This is a genomic window from Geomonas azotofigens (assembly GCF_018919395.1).
GTDB lineage: Bacteria > Desulfobacterota > Desulfuromonadia > Geobacterales > Geobacteraceae > Geomonas > Geomonas azotofigens.
This window is the reverse complement of sequence record NZ_JAHLME010000003.1, coordinates 55,994-77,296: the sequence shown is the minus strand read 5'-3', so window position 1 is coordinate 77,296 and position 21,303 is coordinate 55,994. Positions and strand designations below refer to the sequence as shown.

Sequence of the window (21,303 nt, the reverse complement as noted above, 5' to 3'; positions counted from 1 at the left end):
AACCTCCTTACTTGCCGCAGCACTTCTTGTACTTCTTGCCGCTGCCGCAGGGGCAGGGCTCGTTGCGGCCGGCGTTCCTTGCGCTCTTGGCGGGACCGCCCTTGCCGGGGGCATCTTCGTCCTCTTGCTCCACGAGGTTGAAGACCATCTTCTGCGGCTTGGGCTGCTCCAGCTCGTACTGCTCGATATCCTCCTCGGTCCCCACCTGCACCCAGAAGATCTTCTCCACGACTTCCTGGCGGATCCTGTTCATCATGTCCATGAACAGCTGGTACGCCTCACGCTTGTACTCCTGCTTCGGGTCCTTCTGCCCGTAGCCGCGCAGGCCGATACCTTCCTTCAGGTGGTCGATGGAGAGGAGGTGGTCCTTCCACTGGGTGTCGATGACCTGGAGCATGATCACCTTGATCAGGTGGTCCATGAGCTCGTCGCCGAACTCGGTCACCTTCTGGTTGAAACGGTCGCGGGTGCCGCTGCGCAGCGTCTCCTCGAAGTTGATCGGGGTGATGCGGTCGAAGATTTCCGGGGTGAGGTCGAGGTTGAACCCGAACAGCCTGAACACGGTGTCGGTGATCCCCTGCCAGTCCCACTCGCGCGCCGGGGTGCGGTCGATGACGAAGGCCTGGACGACGTCGGTGACGGTCTCGTCGAGCATGCCGACGAAGCTCTTCCTGATCTCGTTGCCGGCCAGGATCTCCTTGCGCTGGGTGTAGATCACCTCGCGCTGCTTGTTCATGACGTCGTCGTACTCGATCAGGTGCTTTCTGATCTCGAAGTTGTGCGCCTCGACCTTCTTCTGGGCGTTCTCGATCGCCCTGGTGATCAGGCCGTGGGTGATCGCCTCCCCCTCCTCGATGCCGAGCTTGTCCATGATCATGGAGACGCGCTCGGAACCGAAGATGCGCAGGAGGTCATCCTCGAGCGAGAGGTAGAAACGCGAGGAGCCCGGGTCGCCCTGACGGCCGGAACGGCCGCGCAGCTGGTTGTCGATGCGGCGCGACTCGTGGCGCTCGGTGCCAAGGATGTGCAGGCCGCCAAGGGCCACCACCTCGTCGTGCTCGGCGGCGCAGGTCGGCTTGTACTTCTCCACCAGCGCGTCGAACTGCTTCTTGAACACGGGGAGCACCAGTCCCTGCAGCTCCTCGAAATCGATCTCTTCGTGCGCGTCCAGATAACCGGCAACCGCCGCGGAACAACCCGGATAGTCCCGCTCCAGTGCCTGCAGCAGCTCTTTCTCGGCCAGGCCGTTCGCCTGCGCCTCGACGTAAGCCTGCACGAACGCCTCGGCCTTGGTCTCCTGGGTGCCGCCGAACTCCTGGCGGGCCAGACCGTCGGGATTGCCGCCAAGGACAATGTCGGTACCGCGGCCGGCCATGTTGGTGGCGATGGTGACCATCCCCTTGCGCCCGGCCTGGGCCACGATCTCCGCCTCTTTTTCATGCTGCTTCGCGTTGAGGACGAAGTGCGGGATCCCCTCGCGCTTCATGAGCTCGGAGAGCTGCTCGGACTTCTCGATGGAGATGGTGCCGACCAGGATCGGCTGCCCCTTTTCGTGCAGCTCCTTGATCTCGCCGATGACCGCGTTGAACTTCTCGCGCTCGGTCTTGTAGATCACGTCCGGGAAGTCCGGGCGCAACAGCGGACGGTTGGTCGGGATGACCACGACGTCCAGCTTGTAGATCTTGTGGAATTCCTCCGCCTCGGTGTCGGCGGTACCGGTCATGCCCGACAGCTTGTCGTACATGCGGAAGTAGTTCTGGAAGGTGATGGTGGCGAGGGTCTGGTTCTCGTTCTCGATCTTCGCCCCTTCCTTGGCCTCGATAGCCTGGTGCAGGCCGTCGGACCAGCGGCGCCCCGGCATGAGGCGGCCGGTGAACTCGTCGACGATGAGGACCTCGTTGTCGCGCACCACGTAGTCCACGTCGCGCTTGAACAGGGCGTGAGCCCTCAAGGCCTGCTGGGTGTGGTGCAGCATCTCCATGTTCCTGGGATCGTAGAGGTTGTCGATCTTCAGGAGCTTCTCGACCTTGAGCACACCTTCCTCGGTGAGGGTGGCGCTCTTCGCCTTCTCGTCCACGGTGAAGTCGCCGGTGTAGGTCTTTCTCTTGCCGGAGAGGGTGTTGGCCTCGACCTCGATCACCTCGCCCTTCTTGAGCATCGGGATGATGCGGTCGATGATGTAGTACTTGTCGGTGGAGTCCTCGGTCGGGCCGGAGATGATGAGCGGCGTCCTGGCCTCGTCGATGAGGATCGAGTCCACCTCGTCGACGACGGCGAAGTTGAAGGGACGCTGGACGTAGTCGGCCAGGTCGAACTTCATGTTGTCGCGCAGGTAGTCGAAACCGAACTCGTTGTTGGTGCCGTAGGTGACGTCGGCGGCGTAGGCCTCGCGGCGCTCCCAGTCCTCCAGGCCGTGCACGATGACCCCGACGGAGAGCCCGAGGAACTTATGGATGCGTCCCATCCAGTCCGCGTCGCGCTTGGCCAGGTAGTCGTTGACCGTGACCACGTGCACGCCCTTGCCGGAGATGCCGTTCAGGTAGGACGGGAGGGTCGCCACCAGGGTCTTGCCCTCGCCGGTCTTCATCTCGGCGATCTTGCCGGAGTGGAGCACCATGCCGCCGATCAGCTGCACGTCGAAGTGGCGCATGCCCAGCACGCGCTTGCCCGCCTCGCGGCAGACGGCGAACGCCTCGGGAAGCATGGCGTCCAGGCTCTCGCCCCTGGCATAGCGCTCTTTGAACTGGGCGGTCTTACCGCGCAGTTCGTCGTCGGAGAGTTTGACGATCTCGGCTTCCAATTGGTTGATGCGATCCACAATGGGCCAAAGACGCTTCAGTTCCCGCTCGTTCTTGCTTCCGACAAACTTCTTTATAAGCGCGCCAAACATCTATGAAATCTCCTTAGCAGTAAAAACAGGATAAAAAAAACAGTGTACGCTACCACAAAAGTGAGAAACCCTCAACTGAAAAGGCGCCTGCTATGAGGGCCTTCCGGGGGTCGAGGAATGGGTGCGACGTGAGCGCAGACTACCGTGGGGGCGAATAATTATTCGCCCTCATTGTTGCAATCGAGGCGGCGCATCTCTATAATGAGCCCGCCAAAAAGGAGCCTGTGTACGTGGAAACGACCCCCTTCAACGAAGAACTTCTGGACAGCCACCTGCTGGTGGACGTCCGTTCCCCCCTGGAATACCGGGAGGACCACATCCCCGGAGCGATCAACGTCCCGCTGCTCGACAACGACGAAAGGGTCGAGATCGGCATCCTGCACAAGGAGGCCGGGCCCTACGCCGCGCGCCGGCGCGGGCTCGAGCTCACCGCGCACCGCTTCCCGGAGATGGTGCGGCAGATCGCCGACAGCGCGACCGGCCGCCCCATCCTGGTCTACTGCTGGCGCGGCGGGCTGCGCAGCAAGACGGTCACCTCGATCCTCGACCTCGCCGGACTGAAGGCGGTGCAGCTGATCGGCGGCTACAAGAGCTACCGCCACGTGGTCGGCGACTATTTCAACCCGTACCTCCCCAAGACACCGCTCGTCGTGCTGCACGGCATGACCGGCATCGGCAAGACCACCCTCTTGCAGCGCCTCAAGGAGCGGGGCAACTCGGTGCTCGACCTGGAAGGGCTCGCCTGCCACCGCGGTTCCGCCTTCGGCCAGCTCGGCCTGAACCAGGACCTCACCCAGAAGCGCTTCGAGTCGCTCTTATGGGACGCCTGCCGCAAGGCGCCCGCCGGGCGACCGCTCATCCTGGAAGGGGAAAGCGAGCGCATCGGCCGCGTCTCCCTGCCGGGTGATTTCTACCAGAAAATGGCGCAGGGGATCCGGGTCTGGTGCCACGCGAGCCTCGAGACCCGGGTACGCAGGCTGATCGAGGAATACGGCCTCCCCGAGTACAAGGAGGAGATGGGCGTTGCGCTGCAGCGCATCAGGAAGAAGCTCGGCGGAAAGCGGTGCGAGGAACTGGCCGAAAACCTGGAGCGCTGGGAGATGGAAGCTTTCATGACGGGACTGGTCTGCGACTACTACGACAAGGTCTATTACAAGAACCGGACCTGGGAAGCGGAGTTCGACCTCGACATGGAGGACTTCGACCGGGCCGCCGAGGAGTTGGAAGAGGTCCTGGCCGCGCGGCTGGCGCAATAAATTACTACCGCCGCCCTGGCCCCTAGCCCCTCCCTTTCCTCACCCGATACTTCACCACCAGTTCCACCGGGTGGTAGGAGAGCTTCGCCTGCCGCAGCGACTCCTCGCCGAGGTCCTGCTCCCGGTTCAGGTAGCTGCAGTCGGTGAACAACAGCCGGGAGAACTCCCGGTCCAGCAACTGGTACAGCCCCTCCATGAAGAGATCCCCCTTCTCGAAGTGACAGACCGCCGTCTCCCGGTTCAGCCTCTCCCCGAGCGCAAAGCCACGCACGACACCATCGACCAGGATCACCACCCCGGAAAGCCCCAACTCCCGGTGCAGCCTGAGCGCCTCCGCCGCGCCCTCGATCTCCCCCTGCACCGAGCCTCCCTGCCCCGTCCCCCGCGGCACGATCTCCGTCCTGACCCGCCCCCACTCCTCCAGGAGGGCCAGCGTCCCCGGGAGATGCCCGTCGTTCAGTATCTCCACCTGGTGCCGGTGGCGGTTGAGAAAGTAGTTCACCCGGTTTTTCTTCTTGTGGTACTGCTTCCCGTTGAGCTGCGCCATCTCCTCCTTCAGGTGCAGGTAGTCGAAGTTGTTGCGATCCGCGATCGCCTCGACACCGTCCCCACCCTCCAGGTAGCGCGCCAGGAACGCGTCATCGGCGCCGTACAAGGTAAGTCCCTGGTCCAGAAGCTCACCGGTCGCGCCGGCGATGTCGCCGCCAAAGGGAGGGAGAAAATAGGCGCAGCCGTCATAGCCGCGCCCCAGCGCCAACACCGCGTCACCCAGAAGCGTCAGCCGGTACTCGTGCACCTTGCGGAACAGGTACAGGTTCGCGAAGGTCAGTTCCGAAATGCGGGGCTGCAACTCGGCGAAAAGCCGGTCCAGCAGGGGCTTGTCCTGCAGGTCGAGGGCGCGGCTTTGCGGGTAACGTGGAATCTCCATCTAGTTTCTCCCGGGAAAAATCTGTCACAGTATACTCATTTTTTTGCAAAATTGCGAAAAAAGGGCTGGCATTTCCCACACCGTATACGGTAGTATCGCGCATACTGTACCGATAGTGTTTGCAAAAAGCTGTTTGGCTAACGCAAAGCCGGTAAGCCAAAGCAAAATACCGCCCTGCTACTCAAACAGACTTACGACAATCGCGGCAAAAAGAAAACGGATTTTTCCGGGGGAGCAGTGCAGAGATATCTCTTCAATGTCATAAAGAACCTGAAACTGCGCTGGAAGATGGTGGTCCTGGTGCTCCCCCTGGTGATCATCCCCATTTTCCTGGTGGGTGGCATCATCGGCTACATCTCCACCAAGCAGGCCTACCTCGGCATCACCCAGACCAGCAAGGACGACCTGCAGCACATGGCCTCGTTCACGGTCGACCTGTTGAACTCACACTACCAGCAGTTCCAGGTCTACAAGCAGGACAAGGAAAAGACCTTCCACGAAGAACTGAAGACGGTGAGTGAACTGGCCTACAACGTCGTCAAGAGCCAGCACAACCTGCAAAAGTCCGGGCGGATGGACCTGGCGACCGCCATGCGCGAGGCCAGAAACGCGCTCCTCAAGGTGAACGTCGGCAAGACCGGCTACATCTACGCCATGAACAGCCGGGGCGAGCTGAAGGTCCACGTGGCCCAGGAGGGCGCCAACGTCTCCGGCAGCCGGGACGAGACCGGCCGCTATTTCATCAAGGAGATGATCGAAAAGGCGCACAACGCCAAGCCGGGCGAGGTCCTCTACATCGTCTATCCCTGGAAGAACACGGCGCTGGGCGACAAGTCGCTCAGGAAGAAGGTGGTGGCCTACCGCTACTTCAAGGAGTGGGACTGGATCATCGCCGCCGGCGGGTACCTCGAGGAGACCTACGAGGACCTGGCCTTCGAGCGCCGCTCCTTCGAGGCGCTCAAGGAGAAGATCAAGAGCAAGAAGGTGGGCAAGACCGGCTACATCTTCGCCATGGACAGCTCGGGCAACTTCATGATCCACCCAACCGGCGAGGGGCGTAACTTCCTCAACGCCGTCGACTTCAACGGGCAGCACTTCATCAAGGAGATGTGCGAGCGCAAAAACGGCTGGATCCGCTACCCCTGGAAAAACAAGGGGGACGAGGCGCCGCGCATGAAGATCGTGCGCTACGAGTACTTCGAACCCTGGAACTGGATCGTCGCCGTCGGCTCCTACGAGGAGGAGTTCTACCAGGAGGCCAACGCCATCAAGGGGCGCATCCTGGAGAGCATGGTGGTCCTCACCATCCTGGTCTCGGTGCTGTCGGTGTTCATGGTGCTGCTCGCCTCGCGCGTGATGACCGAGCCGATCAGCCGGATGATCGAGGTGATCCGCAAGGTCAAGCAGGGAAGGCTGGACGAGACCATGCCGGTTGAGAGCGAGGACGAGTTGGGCGAGCTGGCCCACGCCTTCAACCGGATGACCAGGATCATCAAGCACAACAAGGAGCTGGAGGCGAACCTCGCCCAGCAGGGGAAGATGGCCTCGCTTGGCGTCCTCTCCTCGGGCGTCGCCCACGAGATCAACAACCCGCTCGGGGTCATCCTGGGATACGCGGCCTACATCGAGAAGAAGCTGACGCCTGAGGACCCGAACTACAAGTTCATCCACGAGATCAAGCGCGAGAGCAAGCGCTGCAAGAAGATCGTCCAGGACCTCCTCTCCTATGCCCGGACGCCGCAGCCGGTGCTGGAGGAGACCAACATCAACGAGCTGTTGGAGCAGATCGTCGACTTCGCCGCGAACCACACCGACATGCACCACGTCACCGTGAAGAAAAGCTTCGACCACACCCTGCCGCCGATCATGGTGGACGGCGACCAGTTGCGCCAGGTGGCCATCAACCTGATCCTCAACGCCGGCGCGGCCATGCAGAAGGGGGGCGAGCTCGTGGTGAGCACCGAGCCGGGGGGCGAGGAGTGGGTGAGCCTCAAGTTCCGCGACAACGGCGCCGGCATCTCTCCGGAACACATGGAGCGGATCTTCGAACCCTTCTTCACCACCAAGGTCAAGGGGACCGGGCTGGGGCTCGCCATCACCAGGCAGATCGTGGAGCAGCATCACGGCAAGATCGGCATAGAGAGCGAGATCGGCGCCGGGACCACGGTCGAGGTGCGCCTCCCCTTGAAAAGGGAAGATTACTGCTGAATTACCGCCGCCCGAGCGCGGCTGACGGAGTAGGTCCATGACCAAGAAACGGGTGATGTTGGTAGACAACGAGGAGGGGCTGTGCCGGATGATGGAGGCGGTCCTCTCGGATAACGGGTACGCGGTGTCCGCGTTCACCAGGAGCTTCGAGGCCGCCGAGAGCTTCCAGGCCGGACAGTGGGACCTCCTGGTCACCGACATCAAGATGCCGGGGATGGACGGGCTGGAACTGCTGCAGAAGGTGAAGCAGAAGGACCCCGCCATTCCGGTGATCATGGTGACCGCCTACGCCACCGTGGAGATGTCCATCCAGGCCTTGAGAAAAGGCGCCTACGACATGCTCACCAAGCCCTTCGAGCCCGAGGAGCTCCTGTACCGGGTCAAGAACGCCCTGCAGCACACCCGGCTCATGGAGGAGAACCGCGAACTGCGCGAGGAACTGGTGGGGCGCTTCAACTTCGGCAACATCATCGGCGCCTCGACCGCGCTGAAGGAGGTGCTGGAGCGGGTCGAGAAGCTCGCCGTGCGCGACACCTCGGTGCTCATCACCGGCGAGTCAGGCACCGGCAAGGAGCTGATCGCCCAGGCGGTGCATTACAACTCCCCCAGGAAGGAGAAGAAGTTCGTCGCCATCAACTGCGGCGCCCTCCCCGCTTCCCTTTTGGAGAGCGAGCTCTTCGGCTACAAGAAGGGGGCCTTCACCGGCGCCACCGAGAACCGGCGCGGCCTCCTGGAGACCGCCGACGGGGGGACGCTCTTTCTGGACGAGGTGGGCAACCTCCCCATGACCGTGCAAAAGACCCTGTTGCGCTTTCTCCAGGAGCAGGAGTTCAACCGGCTCGGGGACCCCACGCCGACCAAGGTCGACGTCCGCATCCTCTCGGCCACCAACGCCGACATGAAGCAGGCCGTCAAGGCGGGCGACTTCCGCGAGGACCTCTACTACCGCCTGAACGTGGTCAACATCCACCTCCCCCCGCTGCGCCAGCGCCGGGACGACATCGCTTTGCTGGCCGCGCACTTCATCTCGCTGCAAAACTCCAAGTTCGGCACCCACATCAAGGGGCTCACCCACGACGCCATGGAGGCCGCGGTGGACTTTGCCTGGCCGGGCAACATCCGGCAGCTCAAGAACGTGATCGAGGCGTGCATCGCCATGGAAAGCAGCGACTACATCACCCTGCCGGTGCTGTCCCAGTTCATCGAGGTGGTCCCCAACGACACGGCGGGCGAGCCGCTCTCCGAGGAGGGGGAATACTCCAAGGCGCTGATGCGCTTCGAGACCGAGTACCTGAGAGGGCTTCTGCGCAAGAACCAGGGCAACGTGGAGGCGGCCGCCAAGGAAGCGGGCACCAACATGGCCACCATCTATAGAAAGATCAAGAAATACGGGATCAGGAAGGACGAGTACAACAGCTGAAAATGCGTGCCGGAAACAGGGCGCCCGCTTTTGCAGCATTGCAAAAACCGGCGCCGCGTCGTTGCACGCGTGCAAATGCAGGCACTCCCCCCGCACCAACCGCACAAACTACCGTTTTAACGCCATTTTAAACCGCCCCTCCGAAATCGCCGTGTCCCCTCGAAGGTTAACTCCCGCCGGATCCCCCTTTAATCTTTCTTTGCGATTCTGCAAAAACCCCCGCCCGGCGCTCGTGGCAGCACGCGACGGCCGCCGCACAACGCGCTGTTTTAACTGCACTTTACAACGATAAAGGAGGTAAACGGCAAATTGGTACGGCAGTTGCTAATACTGTCTACGTCACCCTTTCTTTACGTTGTAAAAGGTATGAGGTCCTATGCAGGAAGCAACGGTCTGCCCCTTCTTCGGCAAAAATGATGATTACTGCGACGTGGGTTGCGGCTACATCTCGCCGCACGACGTCAAGCAGATCATCACCTTCTGCAGTTGCCGTCACCGGGAGTGCCTCAAATACCAGGAGCTGTCCGACCGGGTGCCGGTGGGACAACTCGATTCCAACCTCTGCCTGGTGTAGCCGACGGGTGAATCCGGGCGGGGGCGAATCAAAGCAGCCCTGCATTACTATGGAAAAGGAGAACGGCGATGAGTGAAAAAGAACTTGAACTGCTCTCGAGGCTTGAGGAGCTGGAGCGGCATACCTGGCGCAACTCGGCGATCCTGCGCGCCGTCGCCATGGTAGCCTTCACCGCCATGATCGGCATCGTGATCGCCTCCGGTGTGGTCGGCGGCGGACGCGGCAGCCACTGGTCCGGGCCTGCCTGGAACACCATGTGGCTCTACGGCCTCTTTGCCGCCAACGCGGTCTCCATGTTCTGGACCACCCACAAGGAATAACGCGCCCGGCGCCGATTAGGAGGAACATCACATGCCGATGAAATTTTCAAACGTGATTCTTCTGCTACTCGTCGTCGTTCTCTGCGCGACCTTCTCGCTCAGGATCTTCCAGGGACTCGACGAGATGATGGGGGACCAGTACTGGGTGGTGGATACCACGCAGGGCGACCATGGCTGGTACGGCATGGGGCTCCTCCCCCACGTGAAGAAGGTACCCAAGGAAGTGGTCCAGGCGGTCAACACCGACCCGGACAACGACGAGAAGTACATCATCTACGCCCAAAACGGTGACTTCGCCGGCAACTCGGTGTACGGCATCTGTCTCGGCATCCCGCTCATCATGTACCTGATCTGGTTCGCCTTCATCCTGGGCTTCCCGGACCGCATCGACCCGTACCTCCTGCCGCGACGCATCTTCACCCTGACCGTGATCATCATGTGTTCGGTGATCGTGAACCTGTTCCTGATGCGCATCGCCGCCGACTTCGCCCGCGACCCCATGTCCCGCATCGCCAACGTCGCCGGCAACCACGCCTCGCTGTTGTTCCACAACGCGGGCATCTGGTTCGCCATCCTCTTCTCCGCGCTGGGGACGCCGAACCACTCCATGCGCGAGACCGCCGCACCGGACAGCCGCAACTGGCAGACCCAGGCCAACGAGAAGTTCAACTGGATGTTCGTGCTGCTCTTCGCGGTCACCATCCTCGAGGTGGCCCTGGTCAAGAACAAGCTGGCGCTCCCGGACGCGGCGGTGGATTACTCGGTCTGGATCATCCTGGTGGTGATATTCATGCGCATGTTCGGCTTCTCGCCCAAGTACTGGGTGAAACGGGGACGCGGCATCGCCATCATGTTCGCCGGGACTCTGATCACCCTCCCCGTCTTCTACCTCCTGGAGCGGGCCACCGGGACCCTGGGCGCCGGCTTCGCCTCGCCCATCCTGAGCAAGGCGCTCGGGCCGGAGAACGCCAACATCGGGCTCTCCCTGATGGTTTCCATCTATCTCATCTTCTGGATGGAGTTCGCCGCGGCCATCCGGATGAACGGACCGTCACGCAGACTGACAACGGAAAAACACGTGTAGTTATTTCTCGACATGCGACTGTACCGAAAGGGGAAGCCTATCCAGGCTTCCCCTTTGTTTTTCCATTTCTCCACACCAAATACCTATCAAATAAAACGCCGTCACCTACTTAAATCTATTTCATAATATCTCACCATCACGACATTCACAGTACTCTCACAACGATCATCTTTTTCAGTACCATTTCCCCATCACTCCCGACCTTTCCACTCATTGCCATGCATCAGCAGGCCTCACTAAGATACATGGAGTTCCCAAAGCCAGTCCGGAACCTGCCGCTGGCTCCAAGGAACAACGTCTTTACCGTGGAATAGTGCGTTGGCGGCCGTGACGGACCACGAAATTGAGTAACCGGAATGTTTGACACAATAATGCGACAGCGTTTGAGCGGATCGCAAAACGGCACCACGAAAACCTCCAAAATCGGCCATCCCGTGCCGCCGCCCAACAATAATAAAAAATAATTTAACGGGTGCTTTTCTTTTTTGAGTTGTGATTTAAAATAGTTGCACGCAACCAGATCGTAGAACAACCCGTTTTTTGGGTATCAATTTATTTAGAACGCTGTTTATTTTTATTGTACATTTGAAAATCATGTGATACAACAAACTCACGTATACGCAAAATGCGAGGGGGCCAAGGACCGACGCCGAACGCACCGACGGGCCACCCAAACGAGTCAACTCCGCAAAAACAGCAACTTGCAAAGCAGCGCTCCAAACAGAACGCTTTAACCATTTTCAGCAAAACAGCTTAGACGGTTTTAGAAACAAAATTTAGAGATCGGAAAGGGGGATTTATCGGGAACTGAAACCAGAGGGGCGGGACGCCGCCGCAACGCATCTTACTGAGAAAGGAGTGACAACCATGGCAGAAAAACAGTACGACTGGAAAGCAATCGCAAAAAATCCCAAGTTCGTGGAGCTACATCACAAGAAGACGGCCTTCCTTTTCGGGTGGTGGATTTTCTCCTGTGTGTACTATTTCCTGCTCCCCATCGGGGCGGCCTACACACCGGGAATCTTCAAGGTCAAAATCATCGGCGTCATCAATTTCGGGTACATCTTCGCACTCTCCCAGTTCTTCGTCTCCTGGGGGATTGCACTCTACTACTCGCACGTCGCCAACAAGGACTTTGACCGGTTGACCAGGGAACTGATCGACGAATTACATCTCTAGGAAAGGAGGACAGGACATGACCATCAAGAAGATATTCATAGCAGCCAGCTTGGCCCTCTCGGTAGCCGCAGCAGCCTACGCAGATGAGCAGAAGGCGCCGGCAGCCGGCGCAGCGCCGGCGATGAGTGCCCCGGCAGCCCAGGGAGCACCCGCCGCGACCGCAGCCGCACCGGCGGCCAACACGGCCGCTGCCGTGGCCGCCCCTGCCCCCGCGACACCCGCACCGGTCAAGAAAGAGCTCAAGACCAACAAGACCATCACCATCGGCATGTTCATGATCATCATCGCCGTCACCATGGGCGTCGTGGTCTGGGCAGCCAAGCAGACCAAGTCCGCAGCGGACTTCTACGCAGCGGGCGGCGGCATCACCGGCACCCAGAACGGCTGGGCCATCGCGGGCGACTACATGTCGGCGGCCTCCTTCCTGGGTATTTCCGGCCTCATCTCGCTCTACGGCTATGACGGGTTCATGTACTCGGTCGGCTGGCTGGTGGCCTACATCACGGTGCTTCTGATCGTGGCGGAACCCTGCCGCAACGCGGGCAAGTACACCCTCGGCGACATCCTCTCCTTCAGGACCTCGCCCAAGCCGGTACGCGCCTTCGCCGCCATTTCCACCGTCGCGGTCTCCACCTTCTACCTCACCGCACAGATGGTCGGTGCCGGCAAGCTGATGGCCCTTCTGGTCGGCATCCCCTACAAGATGTCCATCATCGGCGTCGGCGTCCTCATGGTCGGCTACGTCGTCTTCGGCGGCATGGTCGCCACCACCTGGGTACAGATCATCAAGGCGGGCCTGCTCATGTCGGGCGCCTTCCTGCTCTCCTTCCTGGTCATGATCAAGGCGGGCTTCAACCCGATCGGCTTCTTCTCCACCATCGTGTCCAGCCCGGACATCCAGGACCACGTCTCCAAGCTGGTGCTCAAAGACGGCGTCATCCTCTCCGGCATGGACGCCGGGCAGCGCTTCCTCGAGCCCGGTCTGTACCTCAAGAACCCGCTCGACCAGATCTCCCTGGGCATGGCCCTCGTGCTCGGCACCGCCGGCATGCCGCACATCCTGATGCGCTTCTTCACCGTGCCGACCGCGCAGGCCGCACGTAAGTCCGTCATCATCGCCATGTTCATCATCGGCGGCTTCTACATCCTGACCACCCTGCTCGGCTTCGGCGCCGCCATCCACCTGACCCCGCAGGGGATCACCGCCATCGACCCGGGCGGCAACATGGCTACCCTGATGCTGGCGCAGCAGATGGGCGCGGACATCGCCCCGGTCATCGGCGATCTCTTCCTCGCCTTCCTGTGCGCCGTCGCCTTCGCCACCATCCTCGCCGTGGTCTCCGGCCTGGTACTGGCAGCCTCCGCGGCCATCGCCCACGACATCTACGTGAACGTGATCAAGGACGGCCACGCCGACCAGCACGAGCAGGTCTTCGCAGCCCGCGCCACCTCCTTCGTGGTAGGCGCCTGCGGCATCCTGATCGGCCTCGCTGCCGAGAAGCAGAACGTCGCCCACCTGGTGGCACTGGCCTTCGCCGTCGCCGCCTCCGGCAACCTGCCGGTCGTCATCCTGTCCCTCTTCTGGAGGAAGTTCAACACCGGCGGCGTCATCTCCGGCCTGCTGGTAGGCACCATCGCCTCCATCGGCCTGGTGATGGTATCCCCCAACATGACCTACCCGAAAGTGGTAGCCGCCGGCGCCAAGAAGGTGGTAGCCGCCATGGAGAAGAAGCAGGCAGCACTTCCTGCCGGCCAGACCCTCTCCGAGAAGGACGCCAAGGCGCTCGCCAAGGCGAAGGTCGACGCTCAGCAGGACGGCACCTCGATCGTGGGCCTGGACAAGCCGCTCTTCACCCTGAAGAACCCGGGCATCATCTCCATCCCGCTGGGCTTCATGGCCGCCATCCTGGGCGCCCTGGCCTTCCCGAACAGGCGCTCGGAGGAGATGTTCGACGAGGTCTACGTCCGCCAGAACACCGGTTTGGGTATGGCCAAGGCAGTCGAGCACTAAGCTCCAGCAACACGGCAGCATGGAATTGGGGAAGGGAAACCTTCCCCAATTTTTTTGTCCGGCGCCTAATCGTTTCTTCCCCTTCCCAGCTGCACCGAGTGGAAAAAAGTCAACGAATCGTTCTGGTTATCAGCAAAACAGTTTTACATCACCGTTTTTTTCTGTAGAATCAACGCCAGCAGATTTAATAAGAGGTGGCCGCGCATGCCCCATCAGATCTACCCACCGGAGCCAGGCGACGGGGAACTCCTTTCGGAGTTGCTGGGGGAGGTGCATGCCTTCTTGCCGCTTTTGGACCGGGACGAGGGGAAGAAGCTGCTGGAAGGGCTGGTGTGGCACACCTCCGAGGAGCTGGGCAAGCTGCGCCTGTACTCCGGGCGGGAAGAAGCCATCATCGAGCGGGTGGCGGCCGAGACCGACTATGCGGCGCTCCTGAAGCTCCACGAGGAACTGAACCTCCTCGAGATGGAGCGCTTCCTCAACTTCTACTCCGTCACCGCCCTGCACGAGAACTGCACCTGGTACCGCGACGCCCTGGCCGGGCGGGCGCTGGAACTGGTCGCGGCGGAGATGCCCTCCCCCCCGCCGGTCCCCTTCGCCCTCATCAGCATGGGGAGCGACGGCCGCGAGGAGCAGACCCTCATCACCGACCAGGACTACCTGATCGTCTACAGCGACGACGGGGGCGAGGCGGCCGACCGTTACTTCCAGGAGTACAGCCGGATCCTGGTGGAGCGGCTGGCCGAGATCGGCTTCAAGAAGTGCAGCGGCGGGATCATGCCGGTCAACGACAACTGGCGCGGCTCACTGTCGCAGTGGCAGCGCCGTCTGCACGCCATCGTGCGCTACGAGACCGAGGACTACGGCAAGAACATGATGGACCTCATCGTCCTCTCCGACGCCCGCTTCGTGGCCGGCGACGCCGAACTGGCCGGCAAGCTGGTCTCCCTGATCCGCGCCCTGTTGCAGGACTACTTCATGGCCCTTTGGGGCATGGCCAAGGCCGCCACCGAGATGAAGCTGGCCCTTGGTTTCCTGAAGCGGTTCTGGACCGAGGGAAGCGGCGAGCACAAGGGCTCCTTCAACCTGAAACTATTGGCCTGGGCTCCCCTGGTGATGAACGTGCGCATCCTGGCCATCAACCAGGGGATCCCCGCCACCTCGACGGTGACGCGGATCGAGCTCCTGGAAAAGGAGCACAGCTTCTCCGCCAACATGGCGCGCGGGCTCGTGGCCGCCTACCGTATCCTCACCAAGCACCGCATCCTGCTCCAGATCAAGGTGATCAAGGGGATTCAGAACGACGCCTACTACCTGAACCCGTACTCGCTCCCCAGTGACGAGAGGGAACGGATGAGACAGGCGCTGCTCCTCATCGAGGATTTGCAAAAGACCATCCACACCAACTTTTCCATAGTTTAGAAGCACGATGGGTCGTTCCTGGCGGGTTTTTCCCCGAACGGGCGCCATCAGTGGAGGAGACATGAGCCGACCCGAAAAGTCCAAGGTCAACCTGCTCCGCCCCAAGGAGGGGCACATGCGGGACGAGGTGCACATCATTCTCGCCATCCTCTTCGGCTGGGGAGTCTGCACCTTCGGGTTCCAGTTCCTGGTCTATGCCTGCCGGGGCACCGGCACCGGCAGCCTGCTGACCCGGCTCACGCTGTTCAACCTGCCGCTGCACTTCTGGTTCACCGGGCAGTTCCTCCCTCTGTGGTTCATCTTCCTGTGCATCATCTTCAACATCTACGCGGATCGAATCAGCGAATACCACAGCCGCAGGAGAGACAGAAGCTATGAATGACTCGTCCTGGTCCATCTTCGTCGTTCTGCTGGTCATGCTCTCCTTCATCCTGGTCGGGCTCAGGCAGAAGTCCCGCGAAAGTCAGGAATACGGCTTCGGCGGCCGCTACACCGGCAGGATCGGCGGCGGCGCGGCCATCGCCAGCAACTGGATGAGTGCGGCAAGCCTCATGGGGCTTGCCGGCATCATCTACCTGCGCGGCTACCAGGGGCTCGCCTACGTGATCGGCTGGACCGGCGGCTACGTGCTCCTTTTGGTGCTCCTGGCGAGCCAGATCCGGCGCTTCGGCAAGTTCACCACCCCCGAGTTCGTCGGCGAGCGCTACGGATCCCCCGCCGCGAGGCTCATGGCCGCGGTGATCGCCATCGCCATCTCCGTGATCTACTGCGTGGCCCAGTTCAAGGGGATCGGGCTCATCTTCGCCTTCATGTTCGACATCGGCTATGAGCAAGGGGTCACCTACGGGGCGCTCGCCGTGGTCTCCTACCTGGTGGTCTCCGGTGCCCTCGGGGTCCCGCGCAACCAGCAGCTGCAGTACCTGGTGATCTGCGTCGCCTTCATCGTGCCGCTCATGTGGCTGGCCAGAAAGCTCGGCTATTTCTGGCTGCTGCCGCAGTTCGGCTACGGCCGGGCCCTGACCGACCTTGCCCGCGAGTTCCGCATCGACTTCACCCTCCCCTTCGCCGGCGACTCGCTGTTCCAGTGGTGCGCGCTCTGCTTCACCCTCATGGTGGGGACCGGCGGGCTCCCCCACGTGCTGTCGCGCTTCTACACCGTCCCCAACGTCCGTGACGCCCGCTGGAGCGTGGTCTGGGGGCTCTTCTTCATCGCGCTCATCTACTGGTCCGCCCCCGCCTTCGCCGTCTTCGGCAGGCTCCTCGAGGCGCGCCAGGGGATCGCCTTCACGCCCGAGACCGCCCGCGCCGCGGCCGACGTGATCACCTTGAAAACCGCCCTGATGGCCGGGCTTCCCGGTTGGCTGGTCGGCGTGCTGGCGGCCGGGGCGCTGTCGGCCGCCTTTTTCACCGTGGCCGGGCTGTTGATGACCGGCGCCGCCTCCATCTCCCACGACCTCTACTACAGCTTCATCAACCCCCGGGCCAGCGAGACGGCGCGCATGCAGGTTGCCAAGGGGGGGACCCTGGTGCTGGCCGTGCTGGTCCTGGCGGTGGCGCTGAACCCGCCGGGGCTGATCGCCGAGATCACCGCTGTCGCCTTCGCCCTGGCCGGCAACACCATCTTCCCGCTGTTCCTCCTGGGGATCTGGTGGGACCGGGCCAACCGTTACGGCGCCATCGCCGGCATGGTCACCGGCGTTCTCTGCACGGTGGCCGAGCCCCTCCTGGGCGGCGTACTGCCGGGACTCGCCTCGTATTTCCCCGTCACCTCCTCGGCCTTGTGCGGTGCCCCGCTGGTCATCTGCGTGATGATCGCCGTATCGCTGGCAACCCCCGCCCCCCCCGAGGAGATGAGGCGCTTCCTCGAGCAGGAGGTCCACGGGCACCTGGACTAAAAGAGGAGTTTTTTTATGCCCATGCTTTTGGGAACCAAGGGTGACGAGATCCTCAAGTGGCGCGCCAGCACGGAGCTGGTGGCAAGCCTCAAGAAGCGCCTGGAGTCCAAGTGGGGCAGCAGTTCGTCGCGCGAGGCGGAGGCCTTCCTCGGGACCCTGATCGGTTCGTTCAAGGAGGAGCTGGCCTACGAGGAGCAGATGGACCAGGAACTGGCGGCGCTGGACCAGGGGATCGCCGAGGCTCCCATACCGGCGGCGCTGGTGCCGCTCCAGGCGCGCTACCGCGAACTGGTCTCCGCCCACTTCCGGCGCCGCAACTCCACCCTGGCGCTCTGCGGCGCCTGCAACGCCCTGCACGACCGGGTGCTGCTGAGGGCGGCACAGCTGGCCGAGGAGCGCATGCGCGACCTGGGACAGGGGACGGCGCCGGTTTACGCCCTGCTCGTTTCCGGGGACCGTGGCCGCGGCGAGCAGACCCTCTATGGCCGGAACCGTTACCTGCTGCTGCACCAGCTCGACTCCCAGCGTTTCTACCTGTTCAGCCGCCAGCTCACCCAGGCGCTCCACGAGGCGGGGCTCCTCGCCGAGGGTGAGGTACCGTGGCACGGCTCCCTCACCGAGTGGCGCTCCCTGTTGAAGAACGTGGACCGGCAACAACCGCCCCCCCCGGAACTGGAGCCGATGCTCCCCTTCGCCGCCGCGCAGAAGCAGGCCGCGCCGCCGCTTCCGGAGTGGCGCTGGCGCCTTGAGTCGATGGCCGATCTTTGCCACGTCGCCGGCTTCGAGCCGCTGGGCGAGCAGGCGCTCACCGCGGCGGCGGCCGCCCTCAAGGAGCAGCGCGGGCGGGATCCCTTCTTCCAGCTGGCGCGCCGGGTGATCAACCTCCCCCTCGCCCTCGGGCACTTCGGGCGCTGGCGCCTGGAGCGCGGCGGCGAGCACCAGGGTGAGATCGACATCGAGACGCTGGGTCTCTCTCCCCTGGTGCAACTGGTCCGCATCCTGGCGCTGCAGGCGGAGGTGCACGAAGGGGGGACGCTGGAGCGGATACGGCAGCTCCTGTACCGGGGCGCGCTGGACGTCGACCTGGCCGAGCGGCTCCTGAAGGCGCTACAGTGCCTGATGCAGTTGAGGATCGAGGGTGAGATTCGCAGCGAGGAAGCGGCGGCCTTCGCCAATCCCGAGGAGTTCAGCATGGCGCTGGACGCGCGGCTGAGGAGCGCGCTGGAGGCGGTGCTCAGCCTGCAGAAGATCGCCTACCAGAGGCTGGTAGGACAGGTATAGGATAGGACCGGGCATGCGCATATCCATCTCCGCAGGAACGCTGTTCACCTTCCCCCTCCCCAAGGCCTTCGCCATGGCGCGGGAAGCCGGCTTCGACGGCATGGAACTGGTGATCAACCAGGAGTTCCAGAAGGTGAACTCGCGGCGACTGGTAAAGGAACTCGCGCAGATCATGCCGATCTTCTCGATCCATGCCCCGTTCCTGCAGCTGGACGGCTGGGGGAGCCCTGTCGATTCTTTGAAACGTTGCGTGGAGATCGCCGCGGACTGCGGCATCGGGCTGGTGAACTTCCATCCCCCCTCATGGCTGGGACTGGAGTTCGCGTACTGGCGCTGGCTGTACCGGATGCAGGACTTTCAAAAGGAGATCGGGGGGGACCAGGTTGCCGTCACCCTGGAGAACATGCCCTGGACCGGCAAGTACCGGATCAACGGCTACATCCTCTCCGAGACCCAGAAGCTGATCGAGTTCCTCCACGAGAGGAACCTCTACCTCACCTTCGACTGCACCCACATGGGGAGCGGGCGGGCCAACTTCATCAACGACTTCTACCTCTGCTACAACAGCGGCCGGATCAGGAACATCCATTTCTCCGACTACGGGCACGGCCGGCAGCACCTGCTGCCAGGGCACGGCATCCTGCCGCTCACCCGCTTCTTGAACCACCTGAGGAACACCGCCTACAACGACATCCTCACCCTGGAACTTTCCCCTCACGAGTTCCCCAAGGGGGAAGGGATCATCCTGCAAAGCCTGAAGGAGATCCTCGCCTACCTGAGGCAGGAAACCGCCAAGACTACCCCCTGACCACGTAGACCGAGCACTTGGCGTCCCGCACCACCTTGTGCGACACGCTCCCCAAAAGCTTCCGCTTCAAAAAGCCCTTGCCGGTGCTCCCGATCACGATCACATCGATCTCCTCCTTCTGGGAAAACCGGATCAGCTCCTCGGCCGGGTCGCCGTAGACCACCGCGGTCTCCAACGGCACCTCCAGCTCGGCGGCGAGCTTCTCCACCACGTAGAAGATGCGTTCCTTGAGTTCGCTCCACTGGTCCTGCTCGGTGATGGGGCGCGCCGGGACGAAGTCGGTGAAGGTGTTGCGCGGCGCGTTGGGGAGCACCAGGAGCCCGTAGACCTTGCTCTTGAACTGGCTCGGGATGCCCGCGGCGAAGCGGACCGCCTCCTCGGCGGCCTTGTCCGAAAGCGGTGAGCCGTCGATGGCCACCAGGATCTTCTTGCGCAGGTTGAGCATCTTTCCTCCGGAGTGCGGATGGGGGTGAAAGGCCGCACAACTATATAACATCGCCAAGCTTTTTCCTACAGTATTTTACGGCAAATCCCCCCTGCCCCCCCCTTTGCGCAGGGGGGACGGAGGGGGATTTGCCGTACAAAAAAAAAGGCGCCTGCAGGCGCCCCTTTTCCAACCATGATCCGCCGGTCAAAGCACCGGCTCGGCCTTCTCCGCCCTCTCCAGCAGGGACTCCATTTCCTCGTGGATAAGGCCGTTACTGGCCAGGATGCGGTGATCATCGACCCGGTGCGGCTCCCCCTTGTGGTTGGTCACCGTCCCGCCCGCCTCGCGCACCAGCAGCGCCCCGGCGGCCACGTCCCAGGGCTTCAGCTTGCACTCCCAGTAGCCGTCCAGCCTCCCCGCCGCGACGTAGGCCAGGTCGAGCGCCGCGGCCCCGGCCCGGCGCACCCCACGCGCCGCGAGCTGCAGTTCGAAGAAGTTGCGGAAGTTGTTCTCGTTGCCGCGCGAGGCGTCGTAGGGAAACCCGGTGGCGATAAGGGACTGCCTCAGGGGTTGGCGGGAGGAGACGTGGATGGGGGCGCCGTTTAAAAAGGCCCCTTCCCCGCGGATGGCGGTGAAGAGCTCGTCCATCATGCAGTGGTAGATCACCCCGAGGGTGAGCTCACCCTGCCGCTCCAGGGCGATGGAAACGCAGAACCAGGGGAAGCCGTGGGCGTAGTTGGTGGTGCCGTCCAGGGGGTCGATGACCCAGCGCCAGGCCGGATCCCCGTCCGCGTAGAGGTTCTCCTCGGCGAGAAAGCTGTGGCCGGGAAAAGCGCTCCGGATCCGGTTGACGATCATCTCCTCGCAGGCCCGGTCCACCTCGGTCACAATGTCGACCTCCCCCTTGAAGGAGAAGCTGAAATCGCTCCAGAGCTTCTCTTTCTGGAGAGCGCCGGCCTCTCGTGCCGCCGCCACCGCTACCTCGAGCATCTGCCGCAGCCCGGCCTCACTGGACATCAGTATCCTCCAGCAGTTCCTGCATCTCCTCGAGCAGCGTGAAGTGGATCTCGTCCTCGTCGGCCATGGTCTGGAACATCTCGCGCTCCCAGGGGTGCAGCGCCTCGCGGGCCAGTTCGGAGCAGGCACGCGCGGAAAGCGCCTCGAACTGCATGGCGTTGCGGTACAGTCCGAGGTCGCCGCGGTAGCGGGAGAGTTCCTCGGCGGAAAGCCGGCGCAGGATGCTCCGCGCCCCCTCCAGCGTGGCCGATTGGCGCAGGTCCACCCTCCCCCCGTCCCGCAGCGCGCGCAGGGCACCCGCGTGACGCAGTTCATCCTCGCTGAACATCCTGAAGATGGTGGACAGCCCGGCGATTCCCGCCTCCGCGCCGCAGCGCTCGTAGTACCCGATGCCGTCCCCTTCCTTCCGGAGCACCATGTCCCTGGAATTCATAGTTCCCCCTCCCCGACTGTCTTTTTCTGGCTGGAAAACAGTAACAGGAAATCTCTATATTTCAAAAGGGTAGGCGATTTATTTATGGAACGTGCGTGGAGGCAGACAGAAGAGTACCGGTGATCCTCCCCTCGTCCCTCTCCCCCTGGG

At 62.3% G+C, this 21,303-nt stretch carries 18 protein-coding genes; 13 read left to right on the top strand and 5 right to left on the bottom strand.

Features of this window, described 5'->3' with window-relative positions; genetic code table 11:
* Nucleotides 1-7 precede the first annotated feature (7 nt).
* On the bottom strand, nt 8-2,890 hold the full coding sequence (gene secA / locus KOL99_RS10180) for a preprotein translocase subunit SecA (protein WP_216510372.1): 2,883 nt from the start codon (nt 2,888-2,890) through the stop codon (nt 8-10).
* 230 nt (nt 2,891-3,120) lie between these two features.
* Between secA and mnmH the strand changes: the two genes are divergently transcribed.
* The gene (gene mnmH / locus KOL99_RS10175; RefSeq protein WP_216510371.1) at nt 3,121-4,146 is read left to right on the top strand and encodes a tRNA 2-selenouridine(34) synthase MnmH; all 1,026 of its coding nucleotides are present in this window, start codon (nt 3,121-3,123) and stop codon (nt 4,144-4,146) included.
* A 22-nt stretch (nt 4,147-4,168) separates the two neighbouring features.
* Here mnmH and KOL99_RS10170 read toward each other — a convergent pair whose 3' ends face one another.
* Nucleotides 4,169-5,074 carry a DUF2156 domain-containing protein gene (locus KOL99_RS10170; protein WP_216510370.1) on the bottom strand — a complete coding sequence of 302 codons (906 nt, stop codon included), beginning with the start codon at nt 5,072-5,074 and terminating at the stop codon, nt 4,169-4,171.
* 237 nt (nt 5,075-5,311) lie between these two features.
* Here KOL99_RS10170 and KOL99_RS10165 point away from each other — a divergent pair, with 237 nt between their 5' ends.
* The 12 genes from KOL99_RS10165 to KOL99_RS10110 all read left to right on the top strand — a co-directional run bounded on the left by KOL99_RS10165 (nt 5,312) and on the right by KOL99_RS10110 (nt 19,276).
* Nucleotides 5,312-7,282: a cache domain-containing protein gene (locus KOL99_RS10165; protein WP_216510369.1), complete on the top strand. Its 1,971-nt coding sequence runs from the start codon at nt 5,312-5,314 to the stop codon at nt 7,280-7,282.
* A 37-nt stretch (nt 7,283-7,319) separates the two neighbouring features.
* Nucleotides 7,320-8,702: a sigma-54-dependent transcriptional regulator gene (locus KOL99_RS10160; RefSeq protein WP_216510368.1), complete on the top strand. Its 1,383-nt coding sequence runs from the start codon at nt 7,320-7,322 to the stop codon at nt 8,700-8,702.
* A 376-nt stretch (nt 8,703-9,078) separates the two neighbouring features.
* On the top strand, nt 9,079-9,276 hold the full coding sequence (locus KOL99_RS10155; protein ID WP_216510367.1) for a hypothetical protein: 198 nt from the start codon (nt 9,079-9,081) through the stop codon (nt 9,274-9,276).
* A 68-nt stretch (nt 9,277-9,344) separates the two neighbouring features.
* Nucleotides 9,345-9,596 (top strand): hypothetical protein, encoded by a 252-nt coding sequence (locus KOL99_RS10150; RefSeq protein ID WP_012529954.1) that lies wholly within the window; start codon nt 9,345-9,347, stop codon nt 9,594-9,596.
* Between the two features lie 31 nt (nt 9,597-9,627).
* Entirely contained in the window at nt 9,628-10,680 is a 1,053-nt protein-coding gene (locus KOL99_RS10145; protein ID WP_216510366.1) for a hypothetical protein, read from the top strand.
* 867 nt (nt 10,681-11,547) lie between these two features.
* Nucleotides 11,548-11,859, top strand: coding sequence for a DUF485 domain-containing protein (locus KOL99_RS10140; RefSeq protein ID WP_216510365.1), 312 nt, complete (start codon nt 11,548-11,550; stop codon nt 11,857-11,859).
* A gap of 16 nt (nt 11,860-11,875) precedes the next feature.
* Nucleotides 11,876-13,870 carry a solute symporter family protein gene (locus KOL99_RS10135; protein WP_216510364.1) on the top strand — a complete coding sequence of 665 codons (1,995 nt, stop codon included), beginning with the start codon at nt 11,876-11,878 and terminating at the stop codon, nt 13,868-13,870.
* A 204-nt stretch (nt 13,871-14,074) separates the two neighbouring features.
* Entirely contained in the window at nt 14,075-15,292 is a 1,218-nt protein-coding gene (locus KOL99_RS10130) for a putative nucleotidyltransferase substrate binding domain-containing protein (protein ID WP_216510363.1), read from the top strand.
* Between the two features lie 61 nt (nt 15,293-15,353).
* Nucleotides 15,354-15,674, top strand: a complete 321-nt coding sequence (locus KOL99_RS10125; protein ID WP_216510362.1) for a DUF4212 domain-containing protein — start codon at nt 15,354-15,356, stop codon at nt 15,672-15,674.
* Nucleotides 15,667-17,187, top strand: coding sequence for a VC_2705 family sodium/solute symporter (locus KOL99_RS10120; RefSeq protein WP_216510361.1), 1,521 nt, complete (start codon nt 15,667-15,669; stop codon nt 17,185-17,187). The genes KOL99_RS10125 and KOL99_RS10120 overlap by 8 nt, the downstream gene beginning before the upstream one ends.
* Nucleotides 17,188-17,202: 15 nt before the next feature.
* On the top strand, nt 17,203-18,468 hold the full coding sequence (locus KOL99_RS10115; protein ID WP_216510360.1) for a putative nucleotidyltransferase substrate binding domain-containing protein: 1,266 nt from the start codon (nt 17,203-17,205) through the stop codon (nt 18,466-18,468).
* Nucleotides 18,469-18,481: 13 nt separating this feature from the next.
* Nucleotides 18,482-19,276, top strand: a complete 795-nt coding sequence (locus KOL99_RS10110) for a sugar phosphate isomerase/epimerase family protein (RefSeq protein ID WP_216510359.1) — start codon at nt 18,482-18,484, stop codon at nt 19,274-19,276.
* On the opposite strand, the gene KOL99_RS10105 is transcribed toward KOL99_RS10110, so the two are convergent.
* The 3 genes from KOL99_RS10105 to KOL99_RS10095 all read right to left on the bottom strand — a co-directional run bounded on the left by KOL99_RS10105 (nt 19,266) and on the right by KOL99_RS10095 (nt 21,153).
* Nucleotides 19,266-19,721 carry a universal stress protein gene (locus KOL99_RS10105; protein ID WP_216510358.1) on the bottom strand — a complete coding sequence of 152 codons (456 nt, stop codon included), beginning with the start codon at nt 19,719-19,721 and terminating at the stop codon, nt 19,266-19,268. The genes KOL99_RS10110 and KOL99_RS10105 overlap by 11 nt on opposite strands.
* Before the next feature lie 186 nt (nt 19,722-19,907).
* Nucleotides 19,908-20,720 (bottom strand): inositol monophosphatase family protein, encoded by an 813-nt coding sequence (locus KOL99_RS10100; RefSeq protein WP_216510357.1) that lies wholly within the window; start codon nt 20,718-20,720, stop codon nt 19,908-19,910.
* On the bottom strand, nt 20,710-21,153 hold the full coding sequence (locus KOL99_RS10095) for a ferritin family protein (protein ID WP_216510356.1): 444 nt from the start codon (nt 21,151-21,153) through the stop codon (nt 20,710-20,712). The genes KOL99_RS10100 and KOL99_RS10095 overlap by 11 nt, the downstream gene beginning before the upstream one ends.
* Between the last annotated feature and the right edge of the window lie 150 nt (nt 21,154-21,303).